This is a genomic window from Treponema succinifaciens DSM 2489 (assembly GCF_000195275.1).
In the GTDB taxonomy this organism is placed as follows: domain Bacteria; phylum Spirochaetota; class Spirochaetia; order Treponematales; family Treponemataceae; genus Treponema_D; species Treponema_D succinifaciens.
The window spans coordinates 1,302,781-1,320,531 of the sequence record NC_015385.1; the positions used below are offsets into that span (position 1 = coordinate 1,302,781).

The 17,751-nt window shown below is 37.3% G+C and carries 20 protein-coding genes and 3 tRNA genes; 10 read left to right on the forward strand and 13 right to left on the reverse strand.

Translation table 11 applies throughout. The features are described 5' to 3' along the window. Window positions 1-11 precede the first annotated feature (11 nt). Genes TRESU_RS06210 through TRESU_RS06220 form a run of 3 tightly spaced genes read left to right on the forward strand, consistent with a single transcriptional unit; the run spans window position 12 to window position 2,818 of the window. Window positions 12-842 (forward strand): hypothetical protein, encoded by an 831-nt coding sequence (locus TRESU_RS06210; RefSeq protein WP_013701414.1) that lies wholly within the window; start codon window positions 12-14, stop codon window positions 840-842. Between the two features lie 16 nt (window positions 843-858). Next, window positions 859-1,239, forward strand: a complete 381-nt coding sequence (locus TRESU_RS06215; RefSeq protein WP_013701415.1) for a chorismate mutase — start codon at window positions 859-861, stop codon at window positions 1,237-1,239. Window position 1,240: 1 nt separating this feature from the next. Next, complete coding sequence (locus tag TRESU_RS06220; protein WP_052299554.1) at window positions 1,241-2,818, forward strand: glycogen synthase; 1,578 nt, start codon at window positions 1,241-1,243, stop codon at window positions 2,816-2,818. Between the two features lie 77 nt (window positions 2,819-2,895). On the opposite strand, the gene TRESU_RS06225 is transcribed toward TRESU_RS06220, so the two are convergent. The 4 genes from TRESU_RS06225 to TRESU_RS06240 all read right to left on the reverse strand — a co-directional run bounded on the left by TRESU_RS06225 (window position 2,896) and on the right by TRESU_RS06240 (window position 8,446). Beyond that, entirely contained in the window at window positions 2,896-4,599 is a 1,704-nt protein-coding gene (locus tag TRESU_RS06225) for a P83/100 family protein (protein ID WP_013701417.1), read from the reverse strand. Window positions 4,600-4,766: 167 nt separating this feature from the next. Beyond that, window positions 4,767-6,470: a PQQ-binding-like beta-propeller repeat protein gene (locus TRESU_RS06230; protein WP_148228272.1), complete on the reverse strand. Its 1,704-nt coding sequence runs from the start codon at window positions 6,468-6,470 to the stop codon at window positions 4,767-4,769. Between the two features lie 26 nt (window positions 6,471-6,496). Beyond that, on the reverse strand, window positions 6,497-7,720 hold the full coding sequence (locus tag TRESU_RS06235; protein WP_148228273.1) for a class I SAM-dependent RNA methyltransferase: 1,224 nt from the start codon (window positions 7,718-7,720) through the stop codon (window positions 6,497-6,499). A 72-nt stretch (window positions 7,721-7,792) separates the two neighbouring features. Continuing rightward, entirely contained in the window at window positions 7,793-8,446 is a 654-nt protein-coding gene (locus TRESU_RS06240; RefSeq protein WP_013701420.1) for an HAD family hydrolase, read from the reverse strand. A gap of 204 nt (window positions 8,447-8,650) precedes the next feature. Between TRESU_RS06240 and rpmE the strand changes: the two genes are divergently transcribed. Both rpmE and TRESU_RS06250 read left to right on the forward strand, forming a co-directional pair. After that, entirely contained in the window at window positions 8,651-8,866 is a 216-nt protein-coding gene (rpmE, locus tag TRESU_RS06245; protein WP_013701421.1) for a 50S ribosomal protein L31, read from the forward strand. A gap of 87 nt (window positions 8,867-8,953) precedes the next feature. Further along, entirely contained in the window at window positions 8,954-10,408 is a 1,455-nt protein-coding gene (locus TRESU_RS06250) for a DUF3943 domain-containing protein (RefSeq protein WP_013701422.1), read from the forward strand. Here the strand turns inward: TRESU_RS06250 and TRESU_RS06255 are convergent. From TRESU_RS06255 to TRESU_RS06270, 5 genes are all read right to left on the reverse strand, one after another. Next, window positions 10,395-11,507 carry a class I SAM-dependent methyltransferase gene (locus tag TRESU_RS06255; RefSeq protein ID WP_013701423.1) on the reverse strand — a complete coding sequence of 371 codons (1,113 nt, stop codon included), beginning with the start codon at window positions 11,505-11,507 and terminating at the stop codon, window positions 10,395-10,397. The two genes, TRESU_RS06250 and TRESU_RS06255, sit on opposite strands and share 14 nt — an antisense overlap. Before the next feature lie 19 nt (window positions 11,508-11,526). After that, entirely contained in the window at window positions 11,527-12,081 is a 555-nt protein-coding gene (locus tag TRESU_RS06260) for a GNAT family N-acetyltransferase (RefSeq protein ID WP_013701424.1), read from the reverse strand. Between the two features lie 6 nt (window positions 12,082-12,087). Next, window positions 12,088-13,125: an LD-carboxypeptidase gene (locus tag TRESU_RS06265; protein WP_013701425.1), complete on the reverse strand. Its 1,038-nt coding sequence runs from the start codon at window positions 13,123-13,125 to the stop codon at window positions 12,088-12,090. A gap of 56 nt (window positions 13,126-13,181) precedes the next feature. Further along, window positions 13,182-13,358 (reverse strand): hypothetical protein, encoded by a 177-nt coding sequence (locus tag TRESU_RS15140; RefSeq protein ID WP_013701426.1) that lies wholly within the window; start codon window positions 13,356-13,358, stop codon window positions 13,182-13,184. A gap of 55 nt (window positions 13,359-13,413) precedes the next feature. Beyond that, window positions 13,414-13,486 (reverse strand) — tRNA-Phe (locus TRESU_RS06270). Window positions 13,487-13,636: 150 nt separating this feature from the next. Here TRESU_RS06270 and TRESU_RS06275 point away from each other — a divergent pair. After that, the gene (locus TRESU_RS06275; RefSeq protein ID WP_013701427.1) at window positions 13,637-14,518 is read left to right on the forward strand and encodes a hypothetical protein; all 882 of its coding nucleotides are present in this window, start codon (window positions 13,637-13,639) and stop codon (window positions 14,516-14,518) included. Window positions 14,519-14,650: 132 nt separating this feature from the next. Here TRESU_RS06275 and TRESU_RS06280 read toward each other — a convergent pair. The 4 genes from TRESU_RS06280 to TRESU_RS06295 all read right to left on the reverse strand — a co-directional run bounded on the left by TRESU_RS06280 (window position 14,651) and on the right by TRESU_RS06295 (window position 15,685). Beyond that, window positions 14,651-14,723 (reverse strand) — tRNA-Pro (locus tag TRESU_RS06280). An 8-nt stretch (window positions 14,724-14,731) separates the two neighbouring features. Beyond that, window positions 14,732-14,805, reverse strand: a tRNA-Val gene (locus TRESU_RS06285). A 72-nt stretch (window positions 14,806-14,877) separates the two neighbouring features. Further along, entirely contained in the window at window positions 14,878-15,222 is a 345-nt protein-coding gene (locus TRESU_RS06290; RefSeq protein WP_013701428.1) for a helix-turn-helix domain-containing protein, read from the reverse strand. 184 nt (window positions 15,223-15,406) lie between these two features. Next, the gene (locus tag TRESU_RS06295) at window positions 15,407-15,685 is read right to left on the reverse strand and encodes an HU family DNA-binding protein (RefSeq protein ID WP_013701429.1); all 279 of its coding nucleotides are present in this window, start codon (window positions 15,683-15,685) and stop codon (window positions 15,407-15,409) included. Window positions 15,686-15,940: 255 nt separating this feature from the next. Between TRESU_RS06295 and rpsF the strand changes: the two genes are divergently transcribed. The 4 genes from rpsF to rplI all read left to right on the forward strand — a co-directional run bounded on the left by rpsF (window position 15,941) and on the right by rplI (window position 17,692). Then, a complete protein-coding gene (gene rpsF, locus TRESU_RS06300) occupies window positions 15,941-16,231 on the forward strand; it encodes a 30S ribosomal protein S6 (RefSeq protein ID WP_013701430.1) in 291 nt (96 codons plus the stop codon). Window positions 16,232-16,254: 23 nt separating this feature from the next. Next, entirely contained in the window at window positions 16,255-16,743 is a 489-nt protein-coding gene (locus TRESU_RS06305) for a single-stranded DNA-binding protein (RefSeq protein ID WP_013701431.1), read from the forward strand. Window positions 16,744-16,788: 45 nt separating this feature from the next. Further along, window positions 16,789-17,103 (forward strand): 30S ribosomal protein S18, encoded by a 315-nt coding sequence (gene rpsR / locus TRESU_RS06310; RefSeq protein WP_013701432.1) that lies wholly within the window; start codon window positions 16,789-16,791, stop codon window positions 17,101-17,103. A gap of 67 nt (window positions 17,104-17,170) precedes the next feature. After that, window positions 17,171-17,692, forward strand: coding sequence for a 50S ribosomal protein L9 (gene rplI / locus TRESU_RS06315; RefSeq protein WP_013701433.1), 522 nt, complete (start codon window positions 17,171-17,173; stop codon window positions 17,690-17,692). Window positions 17,693-17,751: the final 59 nt, after the last annotated feature.

Below are 17,751 nucleotides of genomic sequence, written 5' to 3' on the forward strand. Positions count from 1 at the left end.
GTGGGGCAAAAATGAAAGTAAAGAAGTTTTTTGCTAATTTTATAGTTTTGCTGATTTTTTCAGCGGTAGTTTTTTTTATTGGATGGATTCAATTTTATGTGCGCCCTGGAACTTGCGCTATAATGAAATCTAAAACAGGTGGATTGTATCATTCTGCGGTTGTTCCTGGAGTTTTTACCTGGAGATGGGAGCGGCTTCTTCCAACAAATGTTTCGCTGGAAATTTTCGACCTTTCAGTTTACAAGGCGACTCAGTCTGTTTCAGGAGAACTTCCGAGCGCATCTTTTTATAGTTCCCGCTTTTCTGATAAAAAAGTTGACTTTTCATATGATGTTGAAATTTCAGTTTCTATGAGCCTTTCTCCTGAAGGAATTTACAAGCTGGTTTCTGAAAATAAAATAACTTCAAATAATGATTTAAAAGGATTTTACGATGCGAAGGCAAAACTTGCGGCTTCTCTTGTAGCTGAATATCTTGTTTCATCTTCACTCTTAGTAAAACCTTCCGCTTTAAGCCAAAAAGAAATTCAAGAAGTAATTGAAAAAAAAGCTTCAGAGTTTGATGGAATTTTTATTTCGTCAGTTGAACTTCTTGATTCAAAAATTCCAGATGTTGAGCTTTACAACCTTGCAAAGGCAAACTATGCGTCTTATCTTGAGCTTTTGAATTCAAAAATGGCGCAAAAGGCTGAGTCTCAGGCGGAATTTTTTGTTGAGCAGGACAGAACTTTGGCACAGCTTGAAAAACTTGGTTCAATGCTTCAGAAATTTCCGCAGCTTGAGGAAATGTTTAAAACTGGAGATGCCGCACAAATTATAAATGCTGTAAAATCAATGCGCTGAAATTTTGAGGATAAAAATGGAAAAAAGAATTTTTGGAATTCGCGGAGCTGTTTGCGCTGAAAATACTCCAGAGTCAATAAAAGAAAATGTCGGTGAAATGTGCAGATTGATTTTTAAAGAAAATAATTTGCAGCCTTATGATATTGTTTCTGTTCATTTTACGATGACGCAGGATTTGCACTGCATGAATGCCGCCGCTGCGCTTAGAAAATGCGATGTTGGAATCGACACATCTTTGCTTGCGCTTTTTGTTTCTCAGGAAGCTTCTATAGACGGAATGTTGCCTCATGTTGTAAGAGCTCTTGTTACAGCATATCTTCCTGCTGGAAAAAATCCTGTCCACGTTTACATTAATGGCGCGGAAAAACTTCGGCCTGATTTTTCAAAGGGAAAATAAATTGAACATTTGGCTAGTTTCAAGAGAATATGCAGGAATTGCGGAGGCGGGCGGTGTAAAAAATGTTGCCTGTTCTTTGGCTGAAAGTCTTTTGCATTTAGGACACAAAATTTGTGTTTTTATTCCGCTTTATGGATGCACGGATTTATCCCATGTTAACAATTTTTCTGAAATTTGGCGGGATTCTGTTTCTTTTGACATAAACGGAACTTCTGCTAAAGTTTCTTTCTCGCGCGGAATTTTTAATGGCGTTCAAATAATTTTTATCCGGCATAATTCTTTCTCTGAAAAAAAAGCGGTTTACACTTATAGTTTTGATGAGCAAAAGCAAAATCCTGAACATCGGCAAGGGGAAGGGCATATTGATAAAGATTTTCTGAATATGCTTTTTCAGAAAGCTGTTGTGTGCTATTCAAAAAACTGTCTTAATGATGAAATTCCAGATATTGTGCATTGCCAAGACGCTCCTGCTGCAATGATTCCAGTTTTTGCACGTTTTATGCCTGCTGTGAGCGGATTCTTTTCAAAGACGAAATTTGTTGTGACAATTCACAATGCCGGTCCCGGGTATCATCACGAATTTAAAAATATTGAAGAAGCTGAGCGTTTTTCAGGTCTTCCAAAGAAAATTCTTGAAAAAGGAAAAAACGGTTTGTGCATAGAGCCTTTTCTTTTAGCTTCGGAAAATGCCTGCATTACTACGGTTTCAACAGAATATGCGGAAGAAATTATTTCGGGCAAAACTGATACCGCAGGGCTTTCGGAAGGATTTAAGAAAAAAGGAATTGAGTTGATTGGCATTACAAACGGAATTGATTTTTCAAAGTATGAGCCTTCTGACAAAAAAAAATCGCTTCTTCCTTTTGAATTTAATCCTTTGAAAAATGATTTGGAAGGAAAATATAAATGCCGCGATTTCTTTTTAGAAAATTTCGCTTCAAATAAAAGCCTTGATTCTAAAAATTTTGCTGATGGAACTTTGCAGTTTGGATTTTTGGATTCCACTGAAAAAAAATCTGATTTTGCTTATATTGCTTATCATGGGCGGGTTGTCCATCAGAAGGGAATTGAAGTTATGCTTGATTCCGCTGAAAAAATGTTTGAGTCAAATTTGCCTGTGAGATTTATTTTTGCAGGTCAAGGTTCTGTTGAGCTTGAAAATTCTTTGATTGCTTTTTCTGAAAAATGGCGAGGAAAATGCGTCTACATAAAAGGATACAATAAATCAATTGCCAGGCTTGCAGTTGCTGCTGTTGATTTTTCATTGCATCCAAGCTATTTTGAGCCGTGCGGACTTGAAGATTTTATCGCGCAGACATTTGGAACTTTACCTGTTGCCCATGCGACTGGCGGACTTTGCAAAATTGTGGATGATGAAACTGGCTGGCTTTATTCCCCAAATAATTCCGAAGCTTTGCAAACCGAACTTACATCTTTAGTGAATATAATGCGTTATGCCGGCCGCGATATTTTCAAAGGCATGATTTCTTACGCTTCAAGATATATTCATGAAAAATATTCATGGAATAAAGTTGCGCTGATTTATGAAGAGCTTTATAAAAAACTTTTTGCCTGCTGAAATTTATTCTTAAAAGAAAAATAGAAATGCCTGACTAAAAAATATAAATTTTCTGGTCAGGCGTTTTTTTGTTAATTTTACTGTTCTATAACTGACAAGTCAGAAATTGAAAGAAGCACTGGAGTGTTATTTGAATTTGTAACAACGATTCCTTTTCCAGTAATTGTAATCGGAGTGCTTTCTGAAATGTTTACAGTGCTTTTCTGAATCAAGTTGATGGATTTATCATAGCGACCAAGAACCCATCCAGATTTGTCTTGAATTACACAGTAGAAATTGCTTCCATTGTTTACAAGAACTGAATGCTCTGAAACATTTTCTTCTGATTCTTTTTGAATCTCCATTTTGAATGCGTCAATCAGGCAAAGCTTTATGGCGCCTTTTCCTGAATTCTCACCGCAAATAGCCATGTAGAATGTTGAGTCTCCGGAAGTTTTCGGGAACGATGCGCCAGTCGCAACTCCGACAACTGCATCTTGAACTGCGATTATTGTTCTTCCGCGGATAACTTTTACAGGAGATTCTTTTACGACTTTTCCAGTTTTTGAGTTTACTTTTACAAGCGTGCTTAAATAGTTTGCTTCTTTTACAACTTTTAGGCCGATTACAGTGCCGTCTTCAAGCTGCTTAAGTTCAGCTTCAAGAATTTCCTGCTGATCTTTTGCAATTTCCATTCTTTCATTTTGAGCTTCGTCAAGCTTCTTGTCGGCTTTCTGCTGCTGCTCTTCAGCCTTTTTTGCAGATTCATCGGCTTTCTGTTTTTGCTGCTGAGTTTTCTGCTGCTCCTGTTCGGCGTTTGATTTTGCCTGGTCAGCTTCTTTTTGAGCATTTTCTGCTTTTTGCTCAGCTTGTTTTGCGTCAGCCTGCTTTGCTTTGTTCTGTGGATCTGCGGCGGCTTCTTTCTGGGCGTTTTCAGCGGTTTTTTTTGCTTTGTCCGCTTCGTTTTGCTTTGCCTGCGCTGTTTTTTCAGCTTGAGCCTGATTTTTTTTCTGCTCGTCTAAAGCCTGCTTGTCTTGTGCCGCTTCTTTTGCTGCTTCCTGAGCCTTTGTTTCTGCGTTTTCAGCTTCGCGTTCTTTTATGTCAACCATGTTTTTGCGCTCGTCAACGCCTTTGTCATCATCTTCCTTCATGGATTCAACAACTTTTTTGTCGCTGATAACAGAAGTGTCTACAGAAGAAAGTCCGCCTTCTACATATTCTCCAAGCGGAATTACAATCTGCGAATTTCCTGCCCAGTCGCTCCATTTTATTGAAAGACCGCACTTTTTTTCAGTAAGATTGCTGATTACAATGTTTTTGTATTTTGACTTGAATGTGTTGAGCTGATTTCTATAAACTGCGTTGTATACAGTAACGAACGTTGCGACTGTTGAAGCATCCTGCTGTGAATATCCGTAAGCCGCGCTCAGATAAGATGCAATGATTCTTCGCAAGTTTCTGATGTGGTCAACTGTTGCATTTGGATTTATAATGATAATATCTGCGTCAAGTTTTCCTTGCTCGGAAGAATCGACTGCATGAATGACTGTATATTTTCCGTTTGCGCCGAATGTTCCGCTTGACTGAGTTCCTGCGTTTTTAAGCTGATTTCCAAGTCCTGCTCCGATTGAATTTATAGCGGCCGCTGTTTCAATTACAGAATGAGGACCTTCGTAGTTTTCAAATACGATTGTGCTTGCGTCTCCTGCGCTTCTAAGTTCCCTTTCGTTTACATTTTGTGCAGAAACGAAAAATACTGAGCCTGCCGCAAAAATCAGCGAGGCTAAAAACTTTCTGTTCATATTTCCTCCAGACTAGAATATTTTATCATGGTTTCTGAAAAAATTCTACGAAAATACGTTTAAAGTTCAGGGCAAATGCATTATTGCGCGATTTTGAACCAGGAAACCGTGACTGGGAGCCAGTTTTATGCTGAATACATTTATAATGCGTTTGCCCTTGTTTAAAGTTAAAGCTGGGCTTCAATAATTTTATCGAGAGTTTTTAGAGCGTAATCTTTTGTTTCCTTGTCGAACTGCGGATAAAGCATATATTTTAAAATTTCCTGACCTTTTCTGAAAAATGAAGGACGTCCCATAAAGCGGCAGATTTCGTATGTTGAATCAGCGATTTCCTGCAAAAGCTTTTTGTCGTTTTTGCTTGTTTTTGTTTTTAAAATGATTTCAATAGAAGAAAGAAGTTCACCTTGCGGATCGAATGAACTTTTTCCGGCTGCCCTGACAAGGCAAAGCAATAGTGAAGTGTCGCTTGTTTTCTTTAGGAGTGAAGAAAGTTTTCCAAAGTAAATTCCGCTTTCGCTTTCCAGTTCTATAAGTTTTTGGCAATATTCGATATTTCGTTTGAAATAAGGTTTTTCGTTGTAAAAAAGATTTTCTGTTTTTGTCCAGTCGTTGTAAAGAAAATCAATCTCGCTTTGTATTAAAGAATTCCAGTTTTCTTCTTCTGTTCCGAAATTTCCCTGTGAAAATTTTTCCTTCATTTGACTTTCAAGATTTTCATTTATTGCGCGCCCTGAAAAATCGTCTGATTTTATTCCAGAATATTTATAGCTATATGGCGAAACTTTTTTTTCTATAAATGAATCTTGTGATTTTGAAAAATTCAATCTTGTTTGAAAAGCCTCTAAAGCCCAGTTGCTCATGCAGAAAATAAGATAGCCGGAATCTGAAGCAAACACAAAATTCCATTTTTTCTGCGGACTGAATTTTGCCTTCCATGAAATTGTTCCGTCTTCCTTATAGCATACTCCGTTGTATGCTCCGCAAATTACAAGACCTTGAGACGTGTGCTCTGAATAGAAAAAATTTTGCACGCCGTTTTGAAATTCTGAAATTTTTCCACCAGTTTTTTCATTTAAATAGTAAACAGAATTTTTATATATTGCCGCTAATTTACCGGAAAATTCTGAAAGTTTCGCAGCTCCTGAATCTTTTTTTAGAAAAGTCCATTTTGAATAAGAGCCGTTTTCGTTTACAGAACAAAGTCCTATGCTTCCGTCTGAAAATGCAAGCGCGACACCTTCTTTGCATGAAACTGCCTGCAAAACTTGGCCTGCAAAAATAATTTCTTCTTTTTCTATTCCGAATGGGGAAATCCTTTTTGCAATTGATTTTCCATCGTGAGTTCTTGAAAGAAATGCTAAAATTGTGCCGTCATTTAGCGCTACAAGCGGAATTGAAATATTTTGCTCTTCGGTTTCAATCTGCCACCTTTTTACGCCTTTTAATCCGTAGCAAGAAATTCCGTTTATTCCGCGGATAAAAATTCTTCCGTCTTTTCCGCACAAGGGTGCTTCTTCTATGCTGAAATCTGATTTTTGTGTCCACAAGACAAGTCCTGAAGAATTCATCATAAAAAGAGTGGAATCTGTTGTTGCTCCGTAAATTAAATCCGCCGGACCTTCTGTAACAAATGGCTTTAGTCTTCCCGGAGCGGCTCTTTGCCACAAAAGTTTTCCCAGTTTTGAAAAACCTAAAATTTGTTTTCCATCTCCTGCGGCAATGTAACCGTAGCTTGTTTTTACAGGCTGGCACAAGATATTTCCGCCAAGCACAGATACAAAAGAAGGTTTTTCATTTGTAAAATCAATTTCCTGCGATGTGAAAGAATTTTGAGCAGACAAAAGCAGTATTTTTACTATAAAAAATATCATGATGTATATTTTTCTGGACAGGTTTTTCATTTTTCAAAATATCCAAGGCTTTCAATGTGCCCGGTTTGCGGGTAAAAATCTAAAAGAAAAAGTTTTTCCAATCTGTACCCTGAATTTATAAGAGCTTTTGCATCCCGCGCATGGGTTGATGGATCGCAAGAAAGGCTTCTTATCTGTGGAATTTTAGAATTTTGAAGCCATTTTTGCACGGATTTTTCCATTCCGCTTCTTGGAGGATCAATAACAACTGCGTCAAAATTTCCGCATTCCTTTATGCAAGTTTCCGCATGATATTTTACCCAGACATCTCCACTTACGCCAAAGCTTTCGTGTTTTTTTCCGGCGAGATTTTGCTCTGCGTAAACAACTGCGCTTTTGTTGTGTTCCACTAAAATTACGTTTTCAAAAGAATCTGTAAGAAAAACAGAAAATGTGCCAGCCCCGGAATACATATCAAGCACATTTTTTCCAGAAATTCCGCCCGTTATAAGAGGAATTGATTTTTCTAGTACTTCAAGGTTGGATTGAAAAAATCCCAGAGCATCAAAAGTTATGCTTTTGTCAAGGATTTTCACAGCGCAGGTGCTTTTTGATTCTGAAAATGTCCCTTCGTAGCGTGATTTTGACTTTTTCTGCTTTTTTCCATTTTTGCCTTTTTCGGAAATTTGTTTTTTTTCTGATTGTTCTGCAACCACGATTTTGTCGAATCCGTCGGGAATTGAAGCTATGTTTTTGCTTCCGAAAATATGAATTCTTCCTTTTGGACGATCTTTGAATGGAATTTCCTTTAAATATTTATTTACTTCTTCTGTGGCGCAAGGACACTGGTCAATTTGGATAATTTCATTGGTTTTTTTTCCCATAAGTCCGCCGTCGTGCAGCTGGAACCTTGCTCTGTAACCTTTGTCTGCACCCGAAACAATCTGAATTTGCGGAATTTCAATTCCTTCGCGAAAAAAAGCATCTTTTAAAGTCTGAACTCTCAGCTGTCTTTGAAATTCTGGCTCTATATGCTGAAGGTTGCAGCCTCCGCATTTTCCGTAATAAGGGCAGAAGGGAACAGTTCTGTATCTGGATTTTTCTATTATATTTAGATTTTTTGCAATGCTGTAGTCTTTAAAATCTTTTTCAATTTTAATCTCGACTTTTTCGCCGGGAATTGTATATGGAATAAATATTTTCTTTTCGCTGTTTTCCGCTATGCAGTCTCCGCCAAAGACCATTTTTCCTGCTATTACTTCCATTGACATTCCAAAATTATATCCCAAAAAATTATAGTTTACAATGGTTGCGTTTTTTTTAAATTTATAAAGCGCAGAACTTTAAAATTTCAGTTTAATTTCACTTAAATTTGAGCAAAGAAAATCAACTTTCCTTAAAAGCTCTTCATCTGGCTCTATTCTGTCTGGAACCATGATTGTAAAAAGTCCTGCTGATTTTGCGCTTTTTATTCCGTTTGGACTGTCTTCCACTGCCGCGCATTTTTTAGGCGGAAGATTTAAACTTTTGCAGGCCAGTTTGTATATTTCTGGATCCGGTTTTGAGTGTGAAACTTGGTCTCCGGTTGACAATGATTCAAAAAATGAAAGCAAACCTGCTTTTTCTAGCTGCCTTGTTACGACCGGACCTCTAGTTGAAGACGCAAGTGCAATTCTGTAACCTTTGTCTTTTAAATATTCGAGTGTTTGTTTTGCGAAGGGCATAAGCGAAATTCCTTCTGATTTTTCAATTTCCGAGAAAAAAACTGAAGTTTGCTCCATAAATTTTTGAGCCCCAAAATCAGCTCCGAGAGAAGTCTTTAGAATATTGAATGTGTCGTTTTTGTTTGTTCCGATACATTTTTTAAACAGTTCCATGGCTTTTTCGTCTTGAATTCCAAATTCTTTTCCTGCCTTTATCCAAGTTTTTTCGCAGATGGTTTCTGTGTCAAGAAGAATTCCGTCCATGTCAAATACAAACGCTTCTATTTTTTCCATGCGAAGATTATAAGAAAATTCTTATGAAAATTCAATTTGAATATTGACCATAAAATGTTGTTTTTATATACTAGTTAAATAGTAAAATTATCTTGTGGCGTTAATTTGTTAGATAACGGTAAGGGAATGATACAACACTACTTTTTTAAGTGTATGTAGTGCTAACCGGTCTTTCTTTAATGTCGGGCAAGAATAGGAGTTGTTATGAAAAAGGGAATCCACCCAGACTACAAACTTACAAAAATCACTTGTGTATGTGGCAATGTGATTGAAACTCGCTCAACAGTATCAGATATTCATGTTGAAATTTGCTCTGCCTGCCATCCATTCTATACTGGAAAGCAGAAACTTGTTGATACAGCTGGACGCATTGACCGCTTTAACAAGCGCTACGGTGTAAAAGCTACAGAAACAAAATAAGTTTGTTCTTTTACATTTTAAAGCAGGCTGCAATAAGCCTGCTTTTTTTATTTATGGGCTATTCAAAGCGTATGGGGGAATATCATAATGAAGTTAAAAAAAGTAATTCTGGTTTTGTGTTCTTTTGTTTTTGCCTTTAATGTTTTTGCACAGACCGCTGAAAGTTCAGAAAATTCAGATGCTTCCTTGGATTTTTCAAGTGAAAGCATTGAATTTGATTCAAAAAAGCACTATTTTGTTGCGGCTGGCGGAATGCTGCTCACAAACATTGTTATTGGCTCATGGAACCGGTTTGGTCCTGCAAGAGCTAGCTGGGCGCAAGTTTACTGGGATGATATAAAAGAGCCTTGGAATAGAAAAATAAAGTTTGACCGCGACTGGTATTGGACAAATTTTGTTCTGCATCCTTATCAGGGCGGACTTTACTATCTTGCCGCGAGAAATTCAAATTTGAACTGGTTTGAATCTTTGATTGTTTCCGCTGCAGGTTCTTTTATGTGGGAATATTTTTTTGAAACAAATTCCCCATCAACAAACGACCTTACGTATACTCCAATCGGCGGCTTTGTGACAGGGGAAATGGTTTACAGGCTTGGTCTTGAAGCAAATGCAAAGGGGCACAAAATTCTTGGCTATGTTGCGAATCCTTTGAGGCTTTATACTGACCCGATTCTAAAAAGAGCACCGCAAGGACCGAGCGGACTTTTGCAGAGTTTTTCCTTAAAGACAGGATTCGGGCTTGCTTTTGCAAATACCTGGCTAAAAGAGCCTTATGACAATTGCTCTGAATTATTTCCGGCTTATGGTTCTGTTGGGCTTGATGTTGTGTATGACGATCCTTATGGACACGATTCAAATACTCCGTACAGCCAGTTTGAGCTTTCTATGCAAGGTTCGGCGGGTCTTGGTTCTGGTGAAGGCGCGGATTCCACTGAAGAAAAAATCATGTACAGCATAAATATTTTCAGCAACGGAATGCTTCTTGCCAGAAATCCTGATTTTGGAGAAAACCGCGATACGACTGTCGGTCTTGTCCTTGAATATGATTTTATGTGGCATTCATTCATGGAATTTTCTTCACTTGCGCCTGGATTTGCCATAAAACAAAGAATCAACACGGAAAACGGATCCTTTGCATGGCAGACTCATTTGGCAGGAATTATAATGGGAACAGCTGATTATTATTACTTGCGCCGTGGAATTTTTCCTAAGCCTGATTATGTTTCCTGCGATTACGGATATACAACTGGTGCAGAAATCGTTGAAAAGATTGCTTATAATGCGCATTCAGGATTCGTCTTTGACTGGACTGTTCACGGATACGCAATGTACAAGTATAAAGCCCAAAAACAGGACTGTGATGACACAGGCTGGGAATATTTCGCATTTTCACAAGCATCGGTTGAGCTTCCTGTTTCTAAGAAAGTTTCCTTGGGACTTTCCGATGATTTCTACATAAAATATGCTGACTATGACAATGTTGAAAATGTATTTTCAGTTTTTAATGCAGTCAACTTTTATGCAAGATTCAAATTGATGTGATTTTCCAAGCCCTGTGGATTTTAGAATTTCTGTAATCTTCGGGGATTGTTGAGCTTGTTATTTCTTCTGCTGACATTTCCGGCGGAAGAAGATTTTCATCCATTTTTAGCTTGCGGCTGTTTGTGCTGAAATAAAGGGTTCCTTTTGGGCTTAAAAGTTTTGAACAGCTTTCTATTAGTTTTGACCAGTCTTTATTTAAATCAAGCGTAGTATCTGTGTTTTTTGAATTGCTGAAAGTCGGCGGATCAAGAATTATTATATCGAATTTCTCGTTTTCTTTTATTTGTTTTGCTTTTTCTTCAAGATAATGAATAACGTCCATTCTTGTTGTTTTGTAGATTTGTGTGTCTAAAAAATCATTCAGTTTGAGATTGTTTTTAGTCCATTCAGTGTAAGTGTTGCTCATGTCAACGCTTTCGACAAAAGCCGCACCTCCTTCAGCCGCATAAACTGAAAAGCTTCCTGTGTAGCAAAAAAGATTTAATACGCGTTTTCCTTTGCAAGTTTCTCGGAGTTTTAGCCTAAGCGGTCTATGGTCGAAAAAAATGCCGGTGTCTATATAGTCAGTCAGATTTACAAAAAAAAGCTGACCTTGCTCAAAAACAATCCCTTTTGTGCTGTTTGTTTCTTCTGTCTTTTTGTATTGGCTTCTTTTTCCGTTGTCATCACGCTGCCTTTTTCGCATTTTTACTATTACATTTGATTCTGGAATTTCCAGCGCTCTTGAAGTTTGAAAACTCATTTCTTTCAGCCACAATTCTTCCTCCTCAAAAGGCTTTTCGTAAGGACGCTCGTAAAGATAAAGTCTTGCGTAAGTTCTTTGCTTTTCCTGCGTTAAAAGTTCCCTTGCTTTTTGTCCGTTTTCGCTTATTGCGGAATTCAGCTCAGAATTGTATTTTGCCGCGTCGATTTTATTTTCAACAAATTCTGGAAGAAATGTGTAAATGTCAAGGCAAAGCGGAATTTCTGGAATGTCCTTGTCGTAAATTCTGTAGCATGAAATTCTGTTTTTTCTTGCCCATTTTTTCAGGCGTTTCTGGTTTTTTGAAATCCTATTGAAAAAAAGTTCGCCTTGGTAACGGTTTTTATTTTCTTCCATAAAATAATGTTTTCTCCGGTTAAATTTTAAATTCTGAAAATGGAATCGGCTCTTTTGGATTTTCTGATATTTCGCCTAGCTGCATTTGCATCCAGAAAATTCCGTACCATTTTCCATTTTTATTTCCTGCGTTTGGAAAGTTTCCGATTTCCTTGAATCCAAGTTTTTTGTGCATCGAAAAGCTTGCTTTGTTTTCTGAAGTTATTATGCCGTAGACATATTTAAATCCCTGGCGCGAAAGTGTTTCCATGAATTTTTTATAGAGCGAAGTTCCGATTCCGCATCTTTTTGGAGCGTCAGGAGAAAGATAAATCGTGGATTCAACATTCCATTTGTACGACTCATGCGGTCTTAGCTGATGTCCGTAGATAAATCCCAAAATTTTTCCGTTTGAATCTTGCGCGACAAAATACGGATAAACTTTTTTTGTTACAGCGATTTGCTTTTTGAATTCTTCAATTGATGGATTTTCAGTTGAAAAAGTTATAACTGTGTTTTTTACGTAGTAATCGTAAATGTCGTGAATTTCCTTTGCGTCTTTTTCTTCTGCGATTCTGATTGAAAAAGTTTCCATGTTGATTCAGTTCCATTTGTATTTTATTGTAAAATTATTTTTGTCCGAAAAAACTTCCGCAGAAATTCCCATCGCAACAGGAACTGCTGGATCTACGTGCCCTATGTCTGCGTCCATTATTATCGGAAGATTAAATTCTGAAAGTATGTCTGTAACTGCGTTATACTGATTTATTCCAAAAATTTCTTTTCCAAGCGAGGCGAGCGGGCGTCCGATTATAAAGCCTGAAGCTTTTTCAAACCAGCCGGCATTTTTCAGGTGCCAGACTTGCCGCCTGATTTCAGTTGGATTTCCATCGCAACTTTCAAGAATCCAGATAATTTTTTCTGCGCCTAGATTGAATTCTTTTACGCTGTCAAGTTTTGTTCCGCATAAATTCGCAAGAACGTCAAGGCATCCGCCCAAAAAAATTCCTTCAATTTTTACTGAATCAGATTTTTCTGGAAAAATTTTTAGGACTTTTTTTTCTGTAAGATTGTAAGTTAAATTTTCAAGATTTTCTGTTGAATCGCTGTCATTCTGCGGGAGCTGAAATTTTTCAAATCCTGAAACTTCTTTTACATTTCCTTCCAAAAGTCCAAGCGAATAAAGTTCAGGAGTTTGCCATTTTTTTCCAAAACCTGTGATTGTCGGCCCGTAAATTGCCGCGACTTTGCATTTTGTTACTAGAGGAAATATGAAATTTGTGTTGTCGGAATATCCCATGAACCATTTTGGTTTTGCATCTGAAATTTTTTCAAAGTCAATGAAGCCAGCTGTTTCGCACATCATTTCTCCACCGCCTGCAGAAATAACTGCGGAATTTTCATCTGAACAATAAAATTCTTCAAGTTCTTTTGCCGCCTTTTTTGGATTTGTTGAAATTCCTTTTCCGTCGCTTTTGAAAACAGTTTCTCCTGCAAAAATTTTGTAGCCAAGAGATTCAAATTTTTTCTTTGCAAAATTAAAGCGGGAAGTGTAAGGTTCTGTCGTGCATCCAAATGAAGGAGCTGTTACGGAGATTGTGCAGCCTTTTTTAATTGAAGGCGGAATTCTTATGTTCATTTTGCGATTATATAATTTATGCAAAAAAAAATAAATTATTTTTTATAGAAAATTTTCTAGTTTTCTGCGCTGTTTTCCGGCGGAGTTTCATTTTCCCTTTCACGTTCGTTCAGCATTTCTGCATCTTCTCTTCCATGCAACGAATTCCATTCTGAAAATTTCTGCTTTTTTTGCATATGAAAAACAGGAGAGTATTGCTTTCTCATTGCTGAATAATATTCTTCATCATCCATCGAGAATTTTCCGTAAAATAAAAAAAAAGCACCCTATAAAAAGAGTGCTTAAAACTGCCAGCGGTCAGAATCGAACTGACGACATAAGGATTTTCAGTCCTCCGCTCTACCAGCTGAGCTACACCGGCAATTGATGTATGAAAGTATATTGTTTTTTATTGTTTATGTCAATAGAAAAAACTGAAAAATTCAAAAAAAATATTTTTATTTTGGTGCTTGACAATTTGCCGGGGGGGGGTAGTGTATTGATAACTTTTTAAATTTACAAGGAGTTTTTTATGAAAAAAACATTTGTCGCATTGGTTGTATTTTTGATGCTGTGCGTGGCGGCTGTTTCTGCAAAAAGTAGCGGTCTTGGAAGTTTGGGCAAAAACCTTTCAGCTCTTTCTGGAAATGCAAAACCTGCCGAAGGAACTGTTCCTGAAGGAAGAGAAATTCTTCCGGCGATTTTTGCAGTTATGTATTCTGACGGTTCTGGTTCGGAAAAATCTGACGGCATTATGTATCTTTCAAAGGCGGACTTCGATGCTGGAACATACACTGTTTCCCAGAAAATAATTATGAAAGGTCCGCTCGGAGTTCTTCAGCGTCAGGATTCTGAAATTGACATCAGCGTAAATGAAAGTCAGTTTTCAGTTGAAACAAAAAAGCTTGCTACTTGCAATTCTGATAAAAATGGAAATCCAAAAGGCGACTGGATTGAAGCGACTGCATCTGGAAAATCAAAATTGAATAAAATTCTCGCAGATGAAATTTCCAGGAATTTGAATCTTTCTGATAAAGAATATGCCGAATTTGAAAATAAGGCTTATACTGATTTCGGAGTGTTGCAATCTGTGGCTTCAACATCTTCTAACAAGCTCAAAGCGAAACTTTGGTTTAAAAAGCATCCTGTTGAAAAAAAATCCATGGAAACAAAAGTTCTTGTCTCTTCTGTTGATGAAAGCAAGGCTGAAAATTATGCTTATAAAGTTTCTTGTTTGTATGTTCCACTTGACAAAAAACTTGACCCGGTTATTGTGAATTATTACAGCAACAACGATGAAGTGATTGGCTTCAATCCTGATTCGCTAGTTGAAATCAAAGGAAAAATTTCTAAAATAAATTTTGATGAATATTCGATGACTTATAAAATTTCAAGCATTGATATAGAAGAATAAAATTTTTTTCTGAAAAATCTGGCTGTCTGAAACTTTTTTTATATGAAAAATTCCAGGCAGTTTTTTATTTAAAAAAAAATTCAGTTTAAAACAAAAAAAAAGGACTTGCCAAAATCAGGCAAGCCTTTCAAATCGGGATGACAGGATTTGAACCTGCGACCCTCTGGTCCCAAACCAGATGCGCTACCAGCTGCGCTACGTCCCGAAACGAAGTGGGCTCTGAGGGGATCGAACCCCCGACATTCTGGGTGTAAACCAGACGCTCGTACCAGCTGAGCTAAGAGCCCGTTTCAAGTGTCGCTATATTAGCAATTCTTAATTTTTTTGTCAATAGAAAAAAAGAAAAACTCAAAAAAAATTTAATGCTTTAGCTTGAAATTTTTTCTATTTCTTTTGGAAGTGTTTTTCTGCTCGGAAAAAGTTTTGTCAACTAGCTCGGATATTGTTTCTGTGACGATGTTTTTGTATTTTAAAAAATCTTCTTTTGTTTCCGTGAATAACTGAAACGGTTTTACTTCTAAAATTTCCAGGAATTTTTCTATAGTTTCTTTTTTAGGCCAAGTTTTTCCTGTTTCAATTTTTGAAATTCCTACTGATGTTATTCCTGCTTTTTCCGCCAGCTCCTCCTGCGTCATTTTTAATTTTATTCTGTAACAGCGGATGTTTGCACCCAAAATTTTGCATAAATCCCTAGATTTGTCCATAGGGCAATTTTATACTTGCAGTTTAAGTGAAAAGAAGTAATCCGCAGTTGCAAAATTGAATGATGGTTAAATTACCAGTTTAAGTAAAGTGTTTTTTGATTATCATTAATTGAAAGGAAAGGGTGTTTTTGCAAGACATTGGAATTTTTTTCCATGAATTGCAAAAACTTTTGAAATTTACTTTTTATTTTTTGTTCAAGCGGTCTTTGAGAGCTTTTCCTGGCTTGAATTTTGGTGTTTTTGAAGCTGCGATTTTAATTGTTTCTCCAGTTGCAGGATTGCGTCCTTCTCTTGCTGCTCTTTTTCCAACTGTAAATGTTCCGAATCCGATGAGTTGCACATCGTGTCCTTTTTCAAGTTCCTTTGAGACAATCTCAAGAAATGATTTGAGCGCGCTTTCTGCGTCTTTTTTTGGCAAGCCTGTTGATTTTGCCATTTTTTCAATAAGTTCGGCTTTGTTCATTTTTTTTCTCCTAATGTAAAAAAACTTTTGAAGCGCCACGGACTCTAAAAAATAAAAGTTTTGGCGTTTTTCAAAATGCAATGGGGAAAAGTATACTTGAATATTTATAAAAACTCTAGTGCAAAAGTAAATTTTTCTAAAAATACTGAACTTTTTTGAAGTTCCGTTGACTAATCCATATAAAAACTGCTAATATTGATTACCCCTTGGAGTTGCGTATGCGGCTCCCATTCTGACCATAAGGAGAAACATACGATGAGAAAGTATGAACTTATGACAATCTTTCCTTTAGAGGAAGAAAAATCTAAGGTCGGTCTTGAAACTCTTAGAGCTGACCTTGCAAGTTTCGGCGCAGAAATCGAAAAAGAGGAAGTTTTCGGCGACCGTGATCTTACATACGAAGTAAAAAAGCAGAAACGCGGACACTTTGTTCTTTTTACACTGAAATTGAATCCTGCTAAAATCATTGAGCTTGACGGTAAATTCAAATTCAACAACAATCTTTTGAAATATCTTTTTGTTTTAATCGAATCAAAGAACGTATAAGACAAAAAATTCCGGAGTAGATTATGGCGAATTCTGATATAAACAGCGTTGTTATTGTAGGAAGACTTACAAGAGACGCAGAATTAAGGTATCTTAACAGCGGAACTGCTGTCGCTTCAATTTCTATTGCTGTAAACCGCAGCAAGAAAGACGGAGACCAGTGGATTAGCGAAGCTAACTTTTTCGATGTTTCATATTTCGGAAAAGGTGCGGAAGGTATCAAGCCTTATCTTACAAAAGGAACACAAATTGCGGTTCAAGGTTCTTTGCGCCAGGACAGATGGGAAAAAGACGGACAGAAATTCAGCAGGGTAAATATTCTTGCTGACTCAATTGAGCTTTTGGGCTCAAGGTCTTCTAGCAGTCAGAATAACGGCAACTCTGATTCATTTGGGGGTTATCAGCAGCGCGCTTCTTATTCTCAAAATCAGTCTTCCGGCGGCGGATATGAGCCTTCTTCAGAAGCTTTTGGCGGAGATAACGCTGGCTTCCCTGAAGATATTCCGTTTTAATCCGGTTTCCGCAGTTAAAAAACTCTTAAAAACAGGAGCTATATTATGGCAGACGAAAAAGAAGTAAACGAAAATACAAATGTAACACAGGAGCAGCTTCAGGATTCAGGACGTGAAGATGAAGTTCGTGGGGCTCGTGGAAAAGGAAAATTTTTCTCACACAAGAAAGTATGCCGATTTTGCGCAAACAAGGGAAAAATTGATTACAAAGATGCAGACGGACTTCGCCGCTTTACAACAGAACGTGGCAAGATTCTTCCACGCCGCATAACTGGAACTTGCTCAAGACATCAGAAAGAAGTTGCGGCAGCAATTAAGCGTGCGCGAGCAATTTGTCTTCTTCCTTTTGTTGCAGACTAATTTTTAGCAGTGAAGCCAACTCCTGGTGGAGCTGCGTAAAACCAAAATTTTATAGGAGCTTGAAAAAATGAAAGTAATTCTTAATGAAGATGTAAAACACCTTGGAGAAATGGGTGATGTAAAGAATGTTGCTAATGGATATTTCCGCAACTATCTTTTCCCTCGTATGCTTGCAGTTCCATGCACACCAGAAACAGAAGCTTATTTCGCTACAAAAAAGGCTGAAATTGAAGCCCGCAAGGAGCAGAAGCGTAAGGACAGCATGAGCTTGAAGGAAAAACTTGAGGCTCTTGAAGTTGTTATTTCTATGCCTGCTGGAAACAATGGTAAATTGTACGGAGCTGTTACAAATCAGACAGTCTCTGACTTTTACAAGAAGAGCGGATTCGAGATTGAGCGCAAGAAAGTTGAAATTCCTGGACACACGATTAAAAACACAGGCTCTTATTCTGTAAAAGTTCATCTCTATGAAAATACAGTGGCTGAAGTAAAAGTTACTGTAAAATCTCAGGATGATGCAACTGCTAAGAAAGAAGAAGTTCCTGCAAAGAAAGATGAAGCTCCAGCTGAAGAAGCAAAATCTGAGTAATATCTAAAAATGCTTTGAAAAAAATAAAACCGTGAGATTTTTCTTGCGGTTTTTTTTAT